We start from the raw sequence: 20183 nt of genomic DNA on the forward strand, positions 1-20183 counted from the left end.
CGCGACACAAGGCCGCTTCTGTAGGAGCGGCCTTGTGTCGCGAAAGGGGCGCGAAGCGGCCCCAGCTATTACTAAATACCCATACTGTGCAGCGAGTTGGCAATGCTGCGCAGGGTGGCGGTGAGGTCGGGATGGTCGGCCTCGAAACGCTCTATGGCCAGGTTCACACCATCGACCAGGTTGTTGTCTGGCGTAGCTTCCTCAAGCTTCAGTTGCGCCTCGATCTGTCTGGCTTCCTCATGCAGCGCGGCCAGCTCCTCATCCGTAAGCGGTATGTTTCGATCCAGTTGCTCGCGCAAGCTGTTCAGGCGCTCTTGCAATTCGCGGGCAGGCATTGGCTGTTCTCCATCAATGGCTTGGCAAGGCATGGACCTCAGCGAAGCGGCAAAGGTTCGCACCTGTCTTCTAGCGTAATCCACTCGCCGTTGCTTTGCATGATCCGTATCAACGCTGCTGTGTCAGGGTTTTTCGCCTTTGCGCCGGCGCAGGGCGATGTCGGTCAGGCAGGTGTCCAGCGCTTCGAGGTGGTCGATCACCGAGTGCACGCCCAGGCGAAACAGGTCCAGCGTGGCCTTGCCCCGTGCCAGCTCCTGCTCCTGCGGGGTCATGGCTTGCCATTGCTGTGAGCCGAGGTCGCAGGACGGGCTGCAGGCGGCCAGGCCGATGGTCCATAGCCCGGCGTTGAGGCCTGATTGCAACAGCCGCGGCTCGCCGCTGACCAGCACGCAGCCGTCCAGGCGTTGGCTGTCCAGCGCCATCAGTGCCTGCCAGCAGGCGTTGGGCGCGGGCAATCGCACGCCATTGGCGGTGTGCCCCGGCAACCACTCCGGCAGCACGCTGGCCAGGCGTTTGCCCTGGGGGCTGCTAAGGTCATCGAGCCAGATACATGGCACCTGTCGGCGGCGCAGGCCGGCCAGGGTTTCGAGGGCGCCGGGGGCGGGCAAGGGGCTGCCGTTGGCAGCCTGGACCAGGCAACCGCGCAGGCCGAACAGCACAGCGGTGAAGGCAGGTGCATCATGCATGGCAGCGTCCCTAAATACACCGCAGGCTATTGGGCGATTGTTACGTCTCTGTGACTTGTAATAGCTGCTCACAAATATTTAGGAAAAATGTGTAAAGGTGTTTATCAGCTCGCAAGCCTCTATACTGCCGCCTTACCTGCGGCGCATGCGTTGCGCCAGCGGCCGAGAAATTCGATGGAGAAACATCTATGCGTAGGATCGGTGCCGGTGTGATCGAGCGAGTCACCCAGGCCTGTGTCTGTGCCAGCTTGCTGCTGGCACCTGTGGCGGCTACCCAGGCTGCCACCGAGGATGATCCCTGGGAGGCGGTCAACCGGCCGATCTTCCGCTTCAACGATGTCCTCGACACCTATGCCCTCAAGCCTTTGGCCCAGGGCTATCAGGCTGTCACGCCCCAGTTCCTCGAAGACGGTATTCACAATATCTTCCGTAACCTGGGCGATGTCACCAACCTGGCCAACAATGTGCTGCAGCTCAAGCCGCATGCGGCGGGTGTTGATACGGCGCGGCTGATCGTCAATACCACCTTCGGCCTGGGCGGCTTCTTCGATGTGGGCACCAAGATGGGCCTGCAGCGCAGCGACGAAGACTTCGGCCAGACGCTCGGTTACTGGGGCTTGCCCAGCGGCCCGTACGTAGTCATTCCGCTGCTGGGCCCGAGCACCGTGCGCGACGGCCTGGCGAAGTACCCGGACGGCTACACCAAGCCGTACCGCTACATCGACCATGTGCCGACCCGCAACTCTATCTTCGCCCTGGATGTGGTCGATACCCGTGCCAGCCTGTTGTCGGCAGAAAAGCTGATTCAGGGTGACAAGTACATCTTCATTCGCAACGCCTACCTGCAGAACCGCGAGTTCAAGGTCAAGGATGGCGAGGTCGAAGACGACTTCTGATTCATGCGTGCACGAAAAAGGCGACCTTCGGGTCGCCTTTTTCGTAACAGATCAATGCATGGCCAGGATGCGCAGGCCAAATTTCTGCTGCCCACCGGGTTGGTCGGCGATCCAGACCACTTCGGTGCTGGCATGCAGGCCTTTGAGGGCAGGGTGGTCGGAGTCGATCCGTACCTCCAAGGTGTCGCCTACCTGAAAGCGCTGCGGCGCCTGCACCTGCATGCCGCTACTGGACAGGTCCAGGCATACCGCTGCGATCACCTGGCCGGCATGCAGCAGGCTGGCGTCGGTGTCGATGCGCATGCGAATGAAGTCGCGTTTCTCACTGTGGTTGGAGGGCGTGTTTGGCATGCTGCATCCTTCTCATCGGGTTGCACAGGTCGCATTCTTATAACTCTCGGTGATTTAGCCTGTAAAGAGCACCAGACTCGACCCATGCATGCTTGAAACGCCTGGCGGATGGGAGTACCGTCTGCGCCTTACACAGTACCTCTGCCGGTTGCCTGGGCCGTGTTCTTGGCCTACAACTCAAGTAGAGTGTTACCACAGAGTATTCCAGCAGTTGGATGTCAGCCTTGCAGACGCCCCTGCACCAACCCAAATCGGCGCCGTTCGCCCACATGCAGAAAATCAGTGCAACGCTGCTGATCATCGATGATGACGACGTGGTCCGTGCGAGCCTCGCCGCCTATCTGGAAGACAGTGGCTTCAGCGTCCTCCAGGCCGGTAATGGCCAGCAGGGGCTCCAGGTCTTTGAAGAACAACAGCCCGACCTCGTGATCTGCGATCTGCGCATGCCGCAGATGGGCGGCCTGGAATTGATCCGCCAGGTCAGTGAGCGCGCGCCGCAGTTGCCGGTGATCGTGGTATCGGGTGCCGGCGTGATGAGCGATGCAGTCGAGGCCTTGCGCCTGGGCGCCGCCGACTACCTGATCAAGCCGCTGGAAGACCTTGCCGTGCTCGAACATTCGGTGCGCCGTGCGCTTGACCGTTCGCGCCTGGTGGTGGAAAACCAGCGTTACCGCGACAAGCTCGAGGCAGCCAACCGGGAACTGGAGGCCAGCCTGCACCTGTTGCAGGAGGACCAGACTGCCGGTCGCCAGGTGCAGATGAACATGCTGCCAGAGAGCCCCTGGGTTGCCGGGGAGTTTGCCTTCGAGCACCAGATCATCCCGTCGCTGTACCTGTCGGGCGACTTCGCCGACTATTTCCGCGTGGATGAGCGGCGCATTGCCTTCTACCTTGCCGACGTCTCCGGGCATGGCGCGTCGTCGGCTTTCGTCACCGTGCTGCTGAAGTTCATGACCACCCGGCTGATGTTCGAATTCAAGCGCAGCAGCAAGCTGCGCGAATTCAAGCCTTCGGAAGTGCTCAGCCACATCAACCGTGGCCTGATCAACTGCAAGCTGGGTAAACACGTGACCATGGTCGGTGGTGTGATCGATGAAGAAACCGGCCTGCTGACTTATGCCGTGGGCGGCCACTTGCCACTGCCGGTGCTGTATACCCCAGGCCAGGCCCGCTACCTGGAAGGCCGCGGCCTTCCGGTGGGCCTGTTCGATGAGGCAACCTACCAGGACCTGGTGATGGAACTGCCACCGCAGTTCAGCCTGACCCTGATGTCAGACGGTATCCTGGATCTTTTGCCAGGGGACACGCTCAAAGATAAAGAGGCCGCCTTGCCGGACATCGTCAAGGCAGCGGGTGGTAGCCTGGATGGGCTGCGCCAACGATTTGGATTGGCTACGCTTGGGGAGATGCCGGATGATATCGCCCTATTGGTGTTAAGCAGGAACCTTCAATGAGTACCGGTAGAATCCAGTTCGCCGAGCAAAGTGGTACCTTCGTGCTGAAATTCGTCGGTGAAGTGCGCCTGACCTTGTGTTCGGCGCTGGATGCGACGATCGAGAAAATCTTCACTGCGCTGAATTTCTCGGCCATCGTCATCGACCTCACCGAAACCGAGAGCATCGATAGCACCACCCTGGGCCTGCTGGCCAAGCTGTCGATCCTGTCGCGGCAAAAGGTCGGCCTGCTGCCGACCGTGGTCACCACCAACCCGGATATTTCGCGCCTGCTGCAATCGATGGGCTTCGATCAGGTGTTCAACATCGTCGATCGCCCGGTGCCGTGCCCGGAATGCCTGACCGACCTGCCATCCCAGGACCAGAACGAAGAGGTGGTGCGCTCCAAGGTGCTGGAGGCGCACAAGATCCTCATGGGCCTGAATGACTCCAACCGTGAAGCGTTCCATGACCTGGTGAACGCGCTGGAGCGGTCCTGATCTACCGCCTCCCTGGGCCTCTTGGCGGTTAAACCCGCGAAGCGGCCCGCAACGGCAACCCTATCGATTAATCCGGCCGCGCAAACTCCGTAGCTTCACCCCCCCGGGCATCCAACTGAAGCACTCGTGCCGGCCGCCCCTGCTCATCGAAAAACACTTGCCCCAGCCCCGCCCCATTCCACAGACGTTCCCCGGCCTTGCTGTGGCTGGGCGTACGCGGCACCACTTCCATCTCCCGCCGCCGGGTAAACCAGTTCAGCGGCGAGCGCGGTGAGTAAAGCCAACGGTTGAGCCGGTCCAGCACGTCCAGCAAGCGGCGGGGAAACTCGTTCTTGATCCCGCTGCTGGTTATCTGCCACAGGTGCGGGCTGCGCTGGCGATGGCGGATCAGCACCTCGTACACGAACGAATAATGCACGTCCCCTGACAGGATCACGTAATGCCCCGGCGTGCGCGAGTGGCGGAAGATATTCAGGATCACCCGGGCGGCACCGCGGTGTGCCATCCAGTTCTCGGCATCCACCAGCAGCGGGTGGCCCAGCCAGCTGAACACTTTCTGCACCGTCTCGATCAGCTTTACCCCGAAGATCGGTGCCGGTGACACGATGATCGCCGAAGGGTGGTCCAGCAACGTTTGCTGCAGTTCGCACAACGCCTCCCAGTCGAGCAGGCCGGAAGGCTTGGCCAGGTCGCTTTCGCTGCGCCAGCGGCGTGTGCGGGTGTCCAGCACCAGCAGGGGCGGGTTGCTGGGCAGGCTGAACTGCCAGCCCTGAAAGCGCAGCAGTTCACCGATCAGATGGTCCTGTTGCTCGCTGTCCAGTTGTGGGCTGGCCAGCGCCTGGCACTGCCCGACCATAGCCTTGCAGCCTTGCGGGTCGTTGCCCCAGGCCTGGCACAGCAGGTAGCCAAGCAGGGCATTGCCGATGATTCGTCGCGAGAATGGGTGGCCGTAGGCTGTTTCTTCCCACTGCGCCGAGAGGTTCCAGTCATCGGTGATGTCGTGGTCGTCGAAGATCATAAGGCAAGGCAAATGCGCCATTACCCGCGCCACCTGGCCCAAGTCGTCGGCGAACGCTTGAATCAGCGGCAGTTCCTTGCGGTAGCGCGCCTGGTGCGGGTCGGCAAGGCCCGCAGGCATGTCGAGTGCGACCAGTTGCCAAGGTGTTGGTGACCAGACCAGCAGGTACATGGCCATGACCTCGGCGAAGGTCACCAGATGGTTGTCGGCATTGCTTGAGGAGAAGATCGGTTTGCGCTTGCCGCCGAAGAATCGCTCACGCAGGGTTTCATTACGTTCCTGGGCAGGCAGCAAGTCGGCGCGGTGGTAATAGCTGGCCGGGTGGTCATAGAGCGACCTGCTGTCGGCCACGACCGCGCCGTCCAAGTGTTCATCGAACAGGCCAAGGCGCTCGATCAGCGAATGAATCGCCCGCAACATCGGCCCTGCGACATCATCGGCATAGACTTGGTCGCCGGTCATCAACAGCACGGCCGGGCGCTCTTCGGGGCGCGTACAGGCCTGCAGCAGCCGGTCGGCGCAAAGCAGGCCATCGGCAGCGGGGTGGTGCGGCTTGCGGCAAGAGCCGTGCAGTAGCTGGTCCAGGCGGTCGCGCAGCACCAGGCTCGGGCGCCGGCGGCCTGGGTAGAGCAGGTGCGGCGCCCAGCCAGCGATACCTTGGCCATTGATCAGCAGGTCGTATTCGAGTTCAACGTTGCTGGGTAGCGGCTGGGCAAAGTGAATGTCCAGCAGGTGGATGAAGGCGTGCTGGCCGATCGGTACGACCTGGCAATCCACCTTGGCCGCGCCGTCCAAGGTGAACTCGGGCTGCAAGGGTTGGCTGCCGACCAGCCAGATGGCCAGGCGCTGAGGCTCCAGGCGGCGCAGTACAGGGCCGGCGAGAACAAGGGGCAAAGGGGAGGAAGTCATGGACAGCTCTGGTGGCTAATCGGCCCATTCGCGTCGAACCGTCGCGAACAGGCCCTTGAATTCAAGACGCTTTTTGAACGGCTAAAGCAAAGCGGGCGGAAAATGCTGAACATTCACCGCCCGCCTGGCAAACCGGATATGTATCAGGCTTTGTCAGCCATCAGCTTTTCCAGCTTCTCCTGGTCACGGGCGAACTGGCGAATGCCCTCGGCCAGCTTCTCGGTACCCATGGCGTCTTCGTTCATGGCCCAGCGGAACTGGCTTTCGCTGAGCACCTGCTTGGCCTCGCCGGCATTGCCCGGCTTGAGCACCTGGGGCAGCTCGCCCTGGTCATCGCTCAGTTGCTGCAGCAGCTCCGGGCTTATGGTCAGGCGATCGCAGCCTGCCAGTTGTTCGATCTGGCCGATATTACGGAAGCTGGCGCCCATGACCACGGTGTTGTAGCCGTTGGCCTTGTAGTAGTTGTAGATGCGCGTGACCGACTGTACGCCCGGGTCTTCGGCACCCACGTACTCCTGACCGGTGCTTTTCTTGTACCAGTCGTAGATACGGCCCACGAACGGCGAAATCAGGAATACACCGGCATCGGCGCAGGCCTGGGCCTGGGCGAAGGAGAACAGCAGGGTCAGGTTGGTCTGGATGCCTTCCTTCTCCAACTGCTCGGCGGCGCGGATGCCTTCCCAGGTGGAGGCCAGCTTGATCAGCACGCGGTCTTTGGAAATGCCGGCGGCCTGGTAAAGCTCGATCAGCTGGCGGGCCTTGCTCAGCAGTGCCGGTTCGTCGAACGACAGGCGCGCATCCACTTCGGTGGAGATGCGCCCAGGGATCACTTTCAGAATGCCAGCGCCCACCGCCACGGCGAACTTGTCGCACGCCAGGTCGACATTGCCCTTGGCATCGCTTTTTACCTGCTTGAGCAGGTCGGCATAACCCGGGATGGCGGCAGCTTTTAGCAGCAACGAGGGGTTGGTGGTGGCATCGACCGGCTTGAGGCGGGTGATGGCGTCCAGGTCCCCGGTGTCGGCGACCACGGTGGTGAACTGCTTGAGTTGTTCCAGCTTGGAAGTCATGGCGTGCTCTGTCCTGTGCGATGTTTCGACATTACCCGAGCCCCGACGGCCGCTCAAGGGGCCAGTGGGGCGGTGGCGAATTGTCTGGGGTGATGATTCGAGTCACCAGCCTGCACGAGGTTCCCCGCCGCCCTTGAAAGCTTCCCCCACCCTCTGTGGGAGCGGGTTCACCCGCGAAGCAGACGCCACAAGAGCAGTGCGGCCCCTGTGGCAGCCGGCTTGCCGGCGATAGGGCCCGCCAGACCACCTTACCGCCCCTGCAACAACTCCGCCGCTTGGTCAAACACCACCAGCGGCTCCGGCGCCTTGTGAATATCCGCCGACAGCAACTGCCGGAACCGCCGCGCCCCTTTGAAGCCCTGGCCCAACCCCAGAATATGCCGGGTGACGTGATGCATCGCACCGCCACTTTCCATATGCGCCACGATATAGGGCCGCAACTGCGCCATCGCCTCGCTACGGCTGACCACCGGCGCATCACTGCCAAACAGCAGCTGATCCACCTCAGCCAGCACATACGAGTTGTGGTACGCCTCGCGCCCCATCATCACCCCATCGAACGTCTCCAAGTGCATCTGGCACTCGGCCACGGTCTTGATGCCACCGTTGAGCACAATCTCAAGGTCCGGGAAGTCCGCTTTCAACTGCGCGGCCACGTCGTAACGCAGCGGCGGAATCTCACGGTTCTCCTTCGGCGACAACCCCTCCAGAATCGCGATGCGCGCATGCACGGTGAAACTGCGGCACCCGGCGTCACGTACCTGCCCGACGAAGTCGCACAGCTCGGCATAGCTGTCACGGCCATTGATACCAATGCGGTGCTTGACCGTCACCGGCGTCGACACCGCATCACGCATGGCCTTGACGCAATCGGCCACCAGCGCCGGGTGGGCCATCAGGCAAGCGCCGATCATGTTGTTCTGCACCCGGTCGCTCGGGCAGCCGACGTTGAGGTTGACCTCGTCATAGCCCGCTTGTTCGGCCAGGCGCGCACAGGCTGCCAGGTCGGCCGGCACACTACCGCCCAGCTGCAGGGCAAGCGGATGCTCGGACACATCGTGGCGCAGGAAACGGTGCGCGTCGTTGTGCAGCAGGGCGCCAGTGGTGACCATTTCGGTGTAGAGCAGGGTGTGCCTGGAGAGCAGGCGCAGGAAGAACCGGCAGTGGCGGTCGGTCCAATCCATCATCGGCGCAACGCTGAAGCGGCGGGAGGGCTCAGGGCGCGTGGTTTGTGGGGTTGCGGTATCTAGGGGCATTCAGGTCTACGCACTTTTGTACCAATTTATTCGGGGTTTTGCTGTGAACCAGCCTCATTCACGTGAGTAACGCCGAAAAAAATGGCAAGGAATACAAGCAAGGAACAAGGCCGATGTGGCGGTGAGCTACCCCGTCGATACCAGCCTCATAAAAAGGATGTCCTAGTTTACCAAGAGCGCTGGATGTTCGCCTGTTCATAGGCAAGTGAGGGGCGCGGAAAGCGTGAGTGAACGAGGTGAAAATTCTTTGTCCGTCTTTTCGGGGCGATGGTTTTAACGGTTTCCTACAGATGTGGGATCAGATTTTCCCTCTAGCCTGTAGTCCATTTCTGAATCACCCTTTCCGCGCCCTTGAGCCATTGCGATGGAAAACTGAGCTCCCTAGTCTCGCTGGGCCGCTGCAAAAAACAGCGGCCGGGTCTGCAAGCCCGAACTTGGTTTTGGCCTCAACTATCACCTGCGAAAACCCTCCACGGAGGATCAGCATTGGCCCTAGCAATGAAACCCGCTAATGTGTCGCCCCCCAGCAAGGAAAGCCGCGACCCCAGGGAGTATTCGATGTCGCTTTTACACCAGGCCAGCCTGCCATTTGGCCTGCGCAGTGGCAGCAACTTCACGCCTGCCCATTCACTGAAACCGTTGCTGCACGGCATCTCGGAGCTTCAGGTGCCTGGCCCGGAAGCGGTCTGGGCCATTGGCGAGGTCGACCTCGGCCAATCGGTGCGCCTGTTGCGTTTCTACCTGGACAACGAAGACTACTGGTTGCAGGTGCTGATGAACGGCGCCGTACCGGGCGATATCGTGCTGTTCGGCTACCACAGCGCAGTACCCGTCCATGACCAGGCGCACCTGCAACGCCTGACCGGCAGCGTGCCCAAGGCCGGAATGCCGATCTTCGAGCACGAAGGCAGTTTGTACTCCCGGCAATGGGGCCGCGAAGCGGGGCTCGCCGAATGGGTTGCGCTATGCGAAGCGGTTACCAGCCCCGAGGCACGCTACCGCATCCAGCACCGGTCCATGCTGTATGCCCGTGACACCGGTTTGCCAGGCCGGCGCGAATTTCTGCTGCTCTCGGTCGAAGAAGATGAGCACGGAGCGCTTACCTACACCACCTCGCTGGGTATCACCCTGTTCCCCACGGACTTTCACGTAACCTGACAAGGATCTCCCATGCTCGACGCTTTGCGCCTGTCCCTCAACGCCTCGGCGGTGACGGGCTTCATCCTCTATATCAGTGTGGCCCTGCTGATGTTCTGGCTGTTCCAGTTCATCTATACCCGCCTCACGCCGCACCGCGAGTTCGCCCTGATCCGCGAAAACAACCCGGCGGCCGCTATTGCGCTGGGTGGTTCGCTGATCGGGTTTTCGCTGCCGGCCAGCAACATCATCGCCTACAGCGTCAGCATTCTCGATTTTGTCGCCTGGGTGGTGATCGCAGCTGTGGTGCAGTTGATTGCCTTCGGCCTCACCAGCCTAGTGCTGCGTGGCCTGTCACGGCGCATCGCCCAGGGCGAGATGGCAGCTGCCATCTACGCCGCCAGCGTGGCGATCAGCGTGGGCTTTCTGAACTCGGCCTGCATGACGCCTTCGGCCTGAGCGGGAGGATGCCAATGAAATCGCCGATGAAACGTAGCTCCTTCAAGCTGGTACTGGCCGGTTCGTTACCACTGGCGCTGACGGCCTGTGGTCCGCAGGAACAACTGTATACGGTCAGCCAAAAGGTCAATTACGACACCGTCGCTGCCTGTGTAGATGACAGAGTGCCGAACGCTATCTGCACCGATGCCTACCAGCAGGCGCAGAGCGACTATCAACGCCAGGCGCCAACGTTCGCGTTCCAGAGCGAGTGTGAGGCGCAGTTCGGTGCAGACAATTGCCAGGCCACCGTCGGTGGGCGATACATGCCGCTCATGAATGGGTTCGAGTTGGAAAGTGCCGCTGAGGTGACCCAGTCACAACTTGACGCTGGCTACGCTCAGGGCGGGGGCTATGGGCATGTGGCCAGCGCAGCGGTGGCCGGTATCCTGCTCGGGCAGGTGGTCAGCAACAGCGACCGTCGTTTTCGCGCACAGCCTTTGTATGCCAACCGCAGTGGAACGCGCCTTGGGCCGCACAATGGGGCCTTGGGTGGAATCCAGCGAGCCAGGGAGGATGAACAAAACAGCAGTGGAGGTTCGTCCGGGGGTGGCGGCGGTGGCGGCAGATGGAGCCGCAAGGAATCTCATCCAGCCTCGTCGGCATCGATCACCCGTGGTGGTTTTGGCAGCCAGGCCACAGCCCGTAGCGGCTGGGGTGGCAAGTCCGGCAGCTTTTTCGGGGGGTGAGCATGCGCAAGGTCGAGCTGGCAGAGCGCCCCGACTGGCGCGCGACTGCCGAGCGTGAGGGGTTCGCCTTCCACACCATCGATGGCGAGCGTTACTGGGACGAGCGCGGCTACTACCAATTCAGCGAAGCCCAGGTGGTGCGCGACCTGCAAGCACCGACCGAAGCGCTGCACGCCATGTGCCTGGAGGCGGTCGGGCGCATTGTCGACAGCGAAGCGCTGATGGCCCGCCTGGCCATCCCGCCGGCCTTCTTCGACCTGGTGCGCAGGTCTTGGAAGCAGGCACAGCCCCACCTGTACGGGCGCTTCGACTTCAGTTACGACGGCAATGGCCCGGCGAAACTCATCGAAGCCAATTACGATACGCCAACCTCACTTTACGAGGCGGCCGCTTTCCAGCTGATCTGGCTGGAGGAGCAGATAGCGCGTGGGCTGCTGCCTGCACACGCCAGCCAGTTCAATACCCTGGCTGAAGACCTGGTGCAGGCGTTTGCCGCTATGCCGGGGCAGGGCGCGTTCTATTTTTCGACCATCTCAGGCTCGCTGGAAGACCGTGGCACCACGGATTTCCTGCGCAGGATGGCCGAGCATGCGGGTGTTCGCACACGGCATATCGACCTGGAAGACATCGGCCTGCACGACAACGGCCGGTTCGTCGACCTGCAGGGCCAGCCCATCCAGCGCCTGTTCAAGCTGCATGCCTGGGAGCATATCTTTCATGAGGACTTCGGCCAGGCGATCACCGGCTGCGACACGCAGTTCGTCGAGCCGCCGTGGAAGGCACTGATCTCCAACAAAGGCATCCTGCCGTTGTTGTGGGAGTGGTTCGAGGGGCATCCGAACCTGCTGCCGGCCTTCGTCGACGACAAGCCGCAGGCCCCGGTGCCCAAAGGCTGGGTGCGCAAGCCGTACTTCTCCCGTGAGGGCGCCAACGTGGATATCCGCACCGAGGATGGCCGGCGGGTTTTTGAAGACGGGCCTTATGACGATGCGCCCTATATTCTGCAGGCTTTTGCACCTTTGCCGAAGTTCGCTGACAGTTACACGCTGATTGGTTCGTGGGTGATTGGCGACAAGGCCTCGGGGCTTGGCATTCGTGAAGATGATTCGCTGATCACCAAGGACAGCTCGCGCTTCTTGCCGCATGTGGTATTGGGCTGACCGGCCCTCTGGTCGGTTTCAGGATGCGCCTGGTCGTTCGCGTGCATCCCTTCGGCGCCACAAGTGCCATGCTTGTGGAATGCCCCTGAGCCCAGTGCGCGCAGACGCACGGCCACCGGCAAGGAGGCCACCGACAACCACGCGACCGTGACGTGGGCGGTGCGCCGCAGCAGAACACGCCGGTCACCTGCCCACTACAACAACAGGCGGGGGCCGTGATGCCGAGGTCCGCTGTATGCCTGATCAATTGCCCCACCTGCCCGTGATCCACAGTATCCTGAGTCGCCACCAGGACACCCCCGGCGCGCTCTTGCCGATCCTGCATGCCGTGCAGGAAAGCATTGGTTTCATCCCCGATGCCGCCGTCGCTGACATTGCCCATGCCCTCAACCTCAGCCTGGCCGAGGTGCGCGGGGTAATCAGCTTCTACCACGATTTCCGCACCGCGCCGCCGGCCCGCCATACCCTGCGCCTGTGCCGCGCCGAGTCGTGCCAGAGCCGTGGCAGTGAAGCCCTGGCCGCGCAGCTGCGCGAACAGTTGGCGCTGGACGACCATGGCACCAGCGCCGATGGCGCCATCAGCCTGCGCCCGGTGTACTGCCTGGGCGCGTGCGCCTGCTCGCCGGCACTTGAGCTCGATGGCCAGGTGCATGCGCGCCTGACCCCTGAGCGCCTGCGCTCGCTGGTCAACGGTTGCCTGGAGGACACAGCATGCTGAAGCTGTTCATCCCCTGCGACTCGGTGGCCCGCGCCGTGGGCGCAGATCAGGTTGTCGAGGCGTTGCAGCGCGAGGCCGAGCAGCGCCAGTTGGCGCTGGACATCCAGCGCACCAGTTCGCGTGGCCTGTATTGGCTCGAACCGCTGGTGGAGTGCGAGCGCGCTGGAGGGCGGCAAGGCTTCGGCCCGGTCACCCCTGAGGATGTGCCTGCGCTGCTCGATGCATTGGCGGCAGAACCCGGCAGCCATCCATTGGCGCTCGGGCCGGTGGAAGCGCTCCCTTACCTCAAGACCCAGCAACGTCTGCTGTTCGCCCGCGCCGGTATCACCCGGCCATTGTCGCTGGAGGACTACCGCGCCCACGGCGGCTTTGCCGGCCTTGCGCAAGCCGTTGCGCTGGGCGGCGCCGAAGTGGTCGCCGCCGTGCTCGATTCCGGCCTGCGCGGCCGCGGCGGCGCAGCGTTCCCGGCAGGTATCAAATGGCGCACCGTGCGTGACGCCGGGGCAGGGCAGAAGTATGTGGTGTGCAACGCCGACGAAGGCGATTCGGGTACCTTCGCCGACCGCATGCTGATGGAAGGCGACCCCTTCCTGCTGATCGAAGGCATGATCATCGCCGGCCTCGCGGTGGGTGCCGACAAGGGCTATATCTACGTGCGCTCGGAGTACCCCGACGCCATCCGCGTGCTCGATGAGGCCATCGCCATCGCCCGCGACGCCGGTTATCTGGGGGTCGACGTGGCCGGTAGCGGTCAGGCCTTCGACCTGGAAGTACGCGTGGGTGCGGGTGCCTATATCTGCGGTGAGGAAACCGCGCTGCTCGAATCCATCGAGGGCAAGCGCGGCATCGTCCGTGCCAAGCCGCCGCTACCGGCCCTGCAGGGCCTGTTCGGCCTGCCGACCCTGGTGCACAACGTGCTCACCCTGGCCTCGGTGCCCACCATCCTGGCCAAGGGCGCAGCGTTCTACCGCGACTTCGGTATGGGCCGTTCGCTGGGCACCATGCCGTTCCAGCTGGCCGGCAACATCCGCCATGGCGGCCTGGTAGAACGTGCCTTCGGCCTGACCCTGCGCGAGCTGGTGGAAGGCTACGGGGGCGGCACCGCCAGCGGCCGGCCGCTCAAGGCTGCCCAGGTCGGTGGCCCGCTGGGTGCCTGGGTGCCGCCCAGTCACTTCGACACCCCCCTGGACTACGAGGCCTTCGCTGCCATGGGCGCGATGCTCGGCCACGGCGGTGTGGTGGTGGCTGACGACACCCTGAACATGGCGAGCATGGCGCGTTTTGCCCTGCAGTTCTGCGCCGAAGAGTCCTGCGGCAAGTGCACGCCCTGCCGCATCGGTTCTATCCGCGGCATGGAGGTGGTCGACCGCCTGATCGCCAGCAGCGACCTCACCGACCGCCATGACCAGGCCCTGCTGCTGCGCGACCTGTGCGACACGATGCAATACGGCTCGCTATGCGCCATGGGCGGCATGACCGCCTATCCGGTGGCCAGCGCCCTGAAGTACTTCCCGGCCGATTTCGGGCTGACCACCACGGAGGCCGCGCAGTGATCAATTACTTCGACCCCGAGACCGATCTGGGCACCCCTGAACGCTACGGCGATGTGCAGATCAGCCTGAACATCGACGGGCGCAGCGTGAGCGTGCCGGCGGGCACCTCAGTGATGCGCGCCGCCGCCCTGCTGGGTACCAGCATCCCCAAGCTGTGCGCCACCGACAGCCTGGAGGCCTTTGGCTCCTGCCGCATGTGCATGGTCGAAATCGACGGCATGCGCGGATACCCGGCGTCCTGCACCACGCCTGTCAGCGAAGGCATGGTGGTGCGCACGCAGACACCACGCCTGGCCGACCTGCGTCGCAATGTCATGGAGCTGTACATTTCCGACCACCCGCTCGACTGCCTGACCTGCTCGGCCAACGGCAACTGCGAACTGCAGACGGTCGCCGGCCAGGTCGGCCTGCGCGAGGTGCGCTACGGCTACGACGGCGCCAATCACCTGGCTGAGCAGAAGGACGTGTCCAACCCGTACTTCGATTACGAGCCCAGCAAGTGCATCGTCTGCAGCCGCTGCGTGCGTGCCTGTGAGGACATCCAGGGCACCTTCGCCCTGACCATCACCGGGCGCGGCTTCGAGTCGCGGGTGGCGGCAGCCGGTGGTGACAACTTCCTCACCTCCGAATGCGTGTCGTGCGGCGCCTGCGTGCAGGCTTGCCCGACGGCTACCCTGACCGAAAAAAGCCTGGTGCAGAGCGGCCAGCCGGAACGAGCGGTGATCACCACCTGCGCCTACTGCGGCGTGGGCTGCTCGTTCCGTGCGGAAATGAAGGGTGACCAGTTGGTACGCATGGTCCCGGACAAGAACGGCGGCGCCAACCACGGCCATGCCTGCGTCAAGGGCCGCTTCGCCTGGGGCTATGCCACCCACCCTGATCGCATCACCAGACCGATGATCCGCAAGCATGTGGATGACCCGTGGCAGGAAGTCAGCTGGGACGAGGCCGTCACCTACGCGGCCAGCGAGTTCCGGCGCATCCAGCTCAAGTACGGGCGCGACTCCATCGGTGGCATCACCTCCAGCCGTTGCACCAACGAAGAAGCCTACCTGGTGCAAAAGTTGGTGCGCACGGCGTTTGGCAACAATAACGTCGACACCTGCGCGCGGGTTTGCCATTCGCCCACCGGCTATGGCCTCAAGCAGACCCTCGGCGAGTCGGCGGGTACCCAGAGTTTCGATTCGGTGATGCAGGCCGACGTGATCCTGGTGATCGGTGCCAACCCTACCGATGCCCACCCGGTGTTCGGCTCGCAGCTCAAACGCCGCCTGCGCCAAGGGGCGCGGCTGATCGTCATCGACCCGCGGCGCATCGACCTGGTGGATTCGCCCCACGCCCGTGCCGAGCTGCACTTGCAACTGCGCCCTGGCACCAACGTGGCCATGCTCAACGCCTTGGCCCATGTGATCGTTAGCGAGGGGCTGCTGGCCCAGCGCTTCATCGACGAGCGCTGCGAGAGCGAGGCCTTCGCCCGCTGGCGCGACTTCGTCAGCCTCGCGCAAAACGCCCCTGAAGTGCAGGGCCCCGTGTGCGGCGTGCCCGCCGAGCAGATCCGCGCCGCCGCCCGGCTGTATGCCACAGGCGGCAACGCGGCGATCTACTACGGTTTGGGCGTGACTGAACACAGCCAGGGCAGCACGGCGGTGATGGGCATCGCCAACCTGGCCATGGCCACCGGCAATATTGGCCGCGAAGGGGTAGGGGTAAACCCCCTGCGTGGGCAGAACAATGTGCAGGGCTCGTGCGACATGGGGTCGTTCCCGCATGAGTTGCCAGGCTACCGGCATATCTCCAACGAGGCCGTGCGTGCCGAGTTCGAGCAGGCCTGGGGTGTGACTCTGCAGCCCGACCCGGGCCTGCGCATCCCCAACATGTTCGAAGCGGCGCTGGACGGCAGCTTCAAGGCGCTGTACTGCCAGGGTGAGGACATCGCCCAGAGCGACCCCAACACCCAGCACGTCACTGCCGCGCTGCGGGCCATGGAATGCGTGGTGGTGCAGGACATCTTCCTCAACGAGACGGCCAAGTTCGCCCATGTGTTCTTGCCGGGTAGCTCGTTCCTGGAAAAGGACGGCACCTTCACCAACGCCGAGCGCCGTATTTCGCGGGTACGCAAGGTGATGCAGCCGCTGGCCGGCAAGGCTGACTGGGAGGCCACCGTGGCCTTGGCCAATGCCCTGGGCTACCCGATGAGCTACCGCCACCCGTCCGAGATCATGGACGAAATCGCCCGCCTGACACCAACCTTTCACCGCGTCAGCTACGCCGAACTCGACCGCCATGGCAGCCTGCAGTGGCCGTGCAACGACGCCGCGCCCGACGGCACGCCGACCATGCACATCGATCAGTTCGTGCGGGGCAAAGGGCGCTTCATGCTGACCGGCTATGTGCCCACCGACGAGAAGGTCAACAGCCGCTACCCACTGCTGCTGACCACCGGGCGCATTCTCAGCCAGTACAACGTCGGTGCCCAGACCCGGCGCACCGCGAACGTCGCCTGGCATGCTGCCGACTGCCTGGAGCTGCACCCCACCGACGCCGAAAGCCGCGGCATCCATGACGGCGACTGGGTCGGCATCGGCAGCCGCGCCGGGCAGACGGTCCTGCGTGCCAAGGTGAGTGAGCGCGTGGCGCCGGGGGTGGTGTACACCACCTTCCACTTCCCTGAGTCTGGCGCCAACGTGATCACTACCGACAATTCCGACTGGGCCACCAACTGTCCGGAGTACAAGGTCACGGCGGTGGAGGTGGTCAAGGTGTTCCACCCGTCGCAGTGGCAAAAGCGCTACCAGGACTTCAGCGATGAACAGCGGCGCCTGCTCAAGGAGCGCCGCACGGCCGACAAGCCCGAGCAGGCCGAGGTACGCCGATGAGCATCGAAAACCTGGTCAAGATGGCCAACCAGATTGCCCATTACTTCGACAGCGAGCCTGATCATGCGTTGGCGGTGAAAGGGGTGCAGCAGCATTTGCAGAACTTCTGGACCCCGGCGATGCGCAGGCAGTTGGGGGAATGGGCCCAGGCCCATGCAGGGGAGGGTTTGGACCCCAAGGTGGTGGAGGCCTTGGCTTAGCGTTTGTCTGCGCTGCCCCCGTCGCCAGCAAGCGGTGGGACTCCTGGACTGCCCTCGAATCGAGTGCAATTCCTGTGGGGCCGGCTTGCCGGCGATAGGGGCGGTGCCGACAAAATGAAATGTCCGTCATGAATGCCTGACCAAAGCCGGCGCAATGCTACGCTCGCGTAAACACTCGTCACGGATACCCACCATGGACATGAACTGGCACCAGGCCCTGCAAGAGAGCCTGAGCTGGCTTGCAATCGCTTCGTTCATCACCCTGATCGGCTTCACTGCCGCCGCTGCGCTGGCTGTGCGCTACACTCGCTGGGGTAGCCAGTTCTGGCAGCTTGCCGGGCCCTATTTCTCCTTCAGGCGCAGCTGGCGACCGCTGCTGGTGTTTGCCGCACTGCTGGTGCTGACCCTGTTTTCGGTACGCATGAACGTGCTGTTCTCGTTCTGGTACAACGGCTTCTACAGCGCCCTGCAGGCCCTCGACCAAACCGCCTTCTGGTACTTGCTGGGCGTGTTCGCGGTATTGGCCACCCTTCATGTGCTGCGTTCGCTGTTCACCTTCTACGTGACCGAGGCCTTCAGCATCCGCTGGCGGGTCTGGCTGACCGAGCGCCTGACCAACGACTGGCTCCACGGTGACGCCTATTACCGCGGCCAGTTCCTCGCCGAGCCTGTAGACAACCCCGACCAGCGAATCGAACTGGACGTCAACGCCTTCGTCACCAATTCGGTAACCCTGGCGCTGGGCGCGGTCAGCGCGCTGGTGTCGCTGGTGGCGTTCACCGCCATCCTCTGGGGGCTGTCGGCGCCGCTGGCGGTAGCAGGTGTGGAAATCCCCCGGGCCATGGTGTTTGCCGTGTATGTGTATGTGCTGATCGCCACCTGGATCGCCTTCCGGCTCGGGCAGCCGTTGATCCGCCTGAACTTCCTCAACGAAAAACTCACCGCCAACTTCCGTTATGCGCTGATGCGCCTGCGTGAGAACGCTGAGAACATCGCGTTCTACCAGGGCGCGCAAGTGGAGCGGGGGACCTTGCTGGGCCGCTTCGGTGCATTGATCGTCAATGTCTGGGCACTGGTGTTCCGCAACCTGAAGTTCAGCGGTTTCAACCTGGGCGTCAGCCAGGTGGCAGTGGTGTTCCCGTTCATCCTCCAGGCGCCGCGCTTCTTCAGTGGCGCGATCAAGCTGGGCGATGTCATGCAGACCTCCCAAGCGTTTGGCCAGGTGCAGGATGCGTTGTCGTTCTTCCGCGAGTCCTACGACACCTTTGCCCAGTACCGCGCCACGCTCGACCGTCTGACCGGGTTTCTCGATGCCAACCAGCAGGCCAGCACCTTGCCGCGGGTCAGCACCCAGGAACAGGCGCAGGCCCTGGATATCTCGGGTTTGCAGGTGATGCGCCCCGACGGCCACGCGTTGATCGCCGACCTCGACTTGCGCTTGCAGGCCGGCCAGGCGCTGCTGATCAAGGGCCCGTCGGGCAGTGGCAAGACCACCTTGTTGCGCGCCCTGGCGGGGCTGTGGCCTTACGCCGAGGGTGAGGTCAGGCGGCCCACCGGCACCGAGGCGCTGTTCCTCTCGCAGCGCCCGTACCTGCCCCTGGGGGACCTGCGAACCGCCATCGCCTACCCGGCTGACAGCAAGCCAGAGGACGAGGCGCGCATGCAGCAGGCGCTGCGCCAGGTCAACCTGGCCCACCTGGCTGAGCGGCTGGCGGTCAGTTGCGACTGGTCGCATATCCTCTCGGTCGGTGAGCAGCAGCGGCTGGCGTTTGCCCGGGTGCTGTTCAACCGGCCGCAGGTGGTGTTCCTCGACGAGTCCACCTCGGCGATGGATGAAGGCCTGGAGCATGCGTTGTATTCGCTGCTGCGCAATGAAATGCCGCAAACCTTGCTGGTGAGTGTCGGCCATCGCAGTACGTTGGCCGGGTTCCATACCCACCGGCTGGAAGTGGACGGGCAGGGTGGTTGGTCGCTGCTGGAGCAAAAGCCGGAGGTAGCGTTGCAGGTCTAGGAGGCCTGTACCCTGTTCAGGGCTGCATCACGATCAACTGCGCGCCTTCATTACGGACATTCCCTACGGCCTCGCCCACCGCAAACCATTCAAAGGCTTCTACCGGAAGGCACCGCTCGCGTGCCAACCGCTCGGCCTCCTCGGCAGGCACTTCCAGGTCGATCCACGCCCGCGCATCCGCCGGCCCCAGTACCAGTGGCCGGCGGTCATGGATATCGACCATTCCTGCATCACTCGCTGCGGTAATGATCACGAACCCATCCCCTTCGTTCGGCTCCAGCCCTGAACGTACCTGAGCCAGCGCGGCCATGAACATCGGTGCCTGGCTTTTCAGGCGGATGAAGTAGGGCTGCTTGCGCCTGGGGTCGTGCGGGTCGCTCACCCATTCGTACCAGCCGTCGGCCATGACCAGGGCCCGGCCTTGAGGCCAGAGTGCCTTGAAGAAATTGCCGGCGGTCACGGTTTCCACCCGTGCGTTGATCGGCGCAGGCCTCGGGCCCTTGGCCCAGAACGGTGCCCAACCCCAATGGCAGGGGTCGATGCGCAGGCCATCGGCGGTGTTGTGCAAAACCTGTACGCCGCTGCCAGGGGCCACGTTGTAACGGCCAATGGGCACGTTGTCGTAACCGCTGATCACGTCCTGCCCGGCGTCCAGTTCACGCAGGTAATCGGCCTGGCCCTGATACTGGGCGAAGCGTCCGCACATGGCATGTCCCCCCATTCGTCAAATGTCGCGCGTCCGATTGACCCGCTGCCGGTTTGCTTGTACGGCTTACATCGTCGGCCGCCGATCTCGCAGAGCTCCCCATCTCGCGGGACGAGTTGTTCGAACTGCGTGCGCCGCACATGTATCTGGTCAGGATAGACGGCGACGGCATGCCTGGGA

Annotated in this window: 19 protein-coding genes and 1 pseudogene; 13 read left to right on the plus strand and 7 right to left on the minus strand. The window is 63.3% G+C overall.

The window, feature by feature from the left end; genetic code table 11:
* Positions 1–71: 71 nt before the first annotated feature.
* Together JOE27_RS24630 and JOE27_RS24635 are read right to left on the minus strand one after the other, a co-directional pair.
* Positions 72–335, minus strand: coding sequence for a DUF4404 family protein (locus tag JOE27_RS24630; protein WP_012313583.1), 264 nt, complete (start codon positions 333–335; stop codon positions 72–74).
* 123 nt (positions 336–458) lie between these two features.
* Positions 459–1022 carry a hypothetical protein gene (locus JOE27_RS24635; protein WP_046786445.1) on the minus strand — a complete coding sequence of 188 codons (564 nt, stop codon included), beginning with the start codon at positions 1020–1022 and terminating at the stop codon, positions 459–461.
* Between the two features lie 188 nt (positions 1023–1210).
* On the opposite strand from JOE27_RS24635, the gene JOE27_RS24640 reads away from it, so the two are divergent.
* Entirely contained in the window at positions 1211–1918 is a 708-nt protein-coding gene (locus tag JOE27_RS24640; protein WP_012313585.1) for a VacJ family lipoprotein, read from the plus strand.
* 51 nt (positions 1919–1969) lie between these two features.
* Here the strand turns inward: JOE27_RS24640 and JOE27_RS24645 are convergent, their stop codons facing one another.
* A complete protein-coding gene (locus tag JOE27_RS24645; RefSeq protein ID WP_046786444.1) occupies positions 1970–2269 on the minus strand; it encodes a PilZ domain-containing protein in 300 nt (99 codons plus the stop codon).
* Between the two features lie 269 nt (positions 2270–2538).
* Between JOE27_RS24645 and rssB the strand changes: the two genes are divergently transcribed.
* Together rssB and rssC are read left to right on the plus strand one after the other, a co-directional pair.
* Positions 2539–3723 carry a two-component system response regulator RssB gene (gene rssB, locus JOE27_RS24650; protein WP_204920659.1) on the plus strand — a complete coding sequence of 395 codons (1185 nt, stop codon included), beginning with the start codon at positions 2539–2541 and terminating at the stop codon, positions 3721–3723.
* Positions 3720–4202: an anti-sigma factor antagonist RssC gene (gene rssC / locus JOE27_RS24655; protein WP_039602918.1), complete on the plus strand. Its 483-nt coding sequence runs from the start codon at positions 3720–3722 to the stop codon at positions 4200–4202. The genes rssB and rssC overlap by 4 nt, the downstream gene beginning before the upstream one ends.
* Before the next feature lie 67 nt (positions 4203–4269).
* Here rssC and JOE27_RS24660 read toward each other — a convergent pair whose 3' ends face one another.
* The 3 genes from JOE27_RS24660 to dusA form a co-directional block, all read right to left on the minus strand.
* Entirely contained in the window at positions 4270–6129 is a 1860-nt protein-coding gene (locus tag JOE27_RS24660; RefSeq protein ID WP_204920596.1) for an alkaline phosphatase D family protein, read from the minus strand.
* 143 nt (positions 6130–6272) lie between these two features.
* Positions 6273–7199 (minus strand): transaldolase, encoded by a 927-nt coding sequence (gene tal / locus JOE27_RS24665; protein ID WP_046787893.1) that lies wholly within the window; start codon positions 7197–7199, stop codon positions 6273–6275.
* Between the two features lie 248 nt (positions 7200–7447).
* The gene (gene dusA / locus JOE27_RS24670) at positions 7448–8455 is read right to left on the minus strand and encodes a tRNA dihydrouridine(20/20a) synthase DusA (RefSeq protein ID WP_046787894.1); all 1008 of its coding nucleotides are present in this window, start codon (positions 8453–8455) and stop codon (positions 7448–7450) included.
* A 558-nt stretch (positions 8456–9013) separates the two neighbouring features.
* Between dusA and JOE27_RS24675 the strand changes: the two genes are divergently transcribed.
* The 9 genes from JOE27_RS24675 (at position 9014) to JOE27_RS24715 (ending at position 19297) form a co-directional block, all read left to right on the plus strand.
* On the plus strand, positions 9014–9613 hold the full coding sequence (locus tag JOE27_RS24675) for a DUF2491 family protein (protein WP_115275395.1): 600 nt from the start codon (positions 9014–9016) through the stop codon (positions 9611–9613).
* Positions 9614–9625: 12 nt separating this feature from the next.
* Entirely contained in the window at positions 9626–10051 is a 426-nt protein-coding gene (locus JOE27_RS24680; RefSeq protein WP_115275394.1) for a DUF350 domain-containing protein, read from the plus strand.
* Positions 10052–10077: 26 nt separating this feature from the next.
* Positions 10078–10779 (plus strand): DUF1190 domain-containing protein, encoded by a 702-nt coding sequence (locus tag JOE27_RS24685; protein WP_177433142.1) that lies wholly within the window; start codon positions 10078–10080, stop codon positions 10777–10779.
* Positions 10780–10781: 2 nt separating this feature from the next.
* Entirely contained in the window at positions 10782–11939 is a 1158-nt protein-coding gene (locus tag JOE27_RS24690) for a glutathionylspermidine synthase family protein (protein WP_204920597.1), read from the plus strand.
* Positions 11940–12174: 235 nt separating this feature from the next.
* Positions 12175–12657, plus strand: a complete 483-nt coding sequence (locus JOE27_RS24695; protein ID WP_046787901.1) for a formate dehydrogenase subunit gamma — start codon at positions 12175–12177, stop codon at positions 12655–12657.
* Positions 12651–14210, plus strand: a complete 1560-nt coding sequence (locus tag JOE27_RS24700) for a formate dehydrogenase beta subunit (RefSeq protein WP_204920598.1) — start codon at positions 12651–12653, stop codon at positions 14208–14210. Before JOE27_RS24695 ends, JOE27_RS24700 begins: the two co-directional genes overlap by 7 nt.
* Entirely contained in the window at positions 14207–17086 is a 2880-nt protein-coding gene (gene fdhF / locus JOE27_RS24705) for a formate dehydrogenase subunit alpha (RefSeq protein ID WP_115275390.1), read from the plus strand. The genes JOE27_RS24700 and fdhF overlap by 4 nt, the downstream gene beginning before the upstream one ends.
* Positions 17083–17286 carry a formate dehydrogenase subunit delta gene (locus JOE27_RS24710; RefSeq protein ID WP_046787904.1) on the plus strand — a complete coding sequence of 68 codons (204 nt, stop codon included), beginning with the start codon at positions 17083–17085 and terminating at the stop codon, positions 17284–17286. The genes fdhF and JOE27_RS24710 overlap by 4 nt, the downstream gene beginning before the upstream one ends.
* Positions 17287–17479: 193 nt before the next feature.
* Positions 17480–19297, plus strand: coding sequence for an ABC transporter ATP-binding protein/permease (locus tag JOE27_RS24715; protein ID WP_115275389.1), 1818 nt, complete (start codon positions 17480–17482; stop codon positions 19295–19297).
* Between the two features lie 16 nt (positions 19298–19313).
* Here the strand turns inward: JOE27_RS24715 and JOE27_RS24720 are convergent, their stop codons facing one another.
* A complete protein-coding gene (locus JOE27_RS24720; protein ID WP_115275388.1) occupies positions 19314–20003 on the minus strand; it encodes an SOS response-associated peptidase family protein in 690 nt (229 codons plus the stop codon).
* Between the two features lie 71 nt (positions 20004–20074).
* Between JOE27_RS24720 and JOE27_RS24930 the strand changes: the two are divergent.
* A pseudogene (locus JOE27_RS24930) lies at positions 20075–20183 on the plus strand (peptidase S24); the annotation flags it as partial.

Source organism: Pseudomonas sp. M5 (assembly GCF_016907075.1).
Lineage (GTDB): Bacteria > Pseudomonadota > Gammaproteobacteria > Pseudomonadales > Pseudomonadaceae > Aquipseudomonas > Aquipseudomonas putida_E.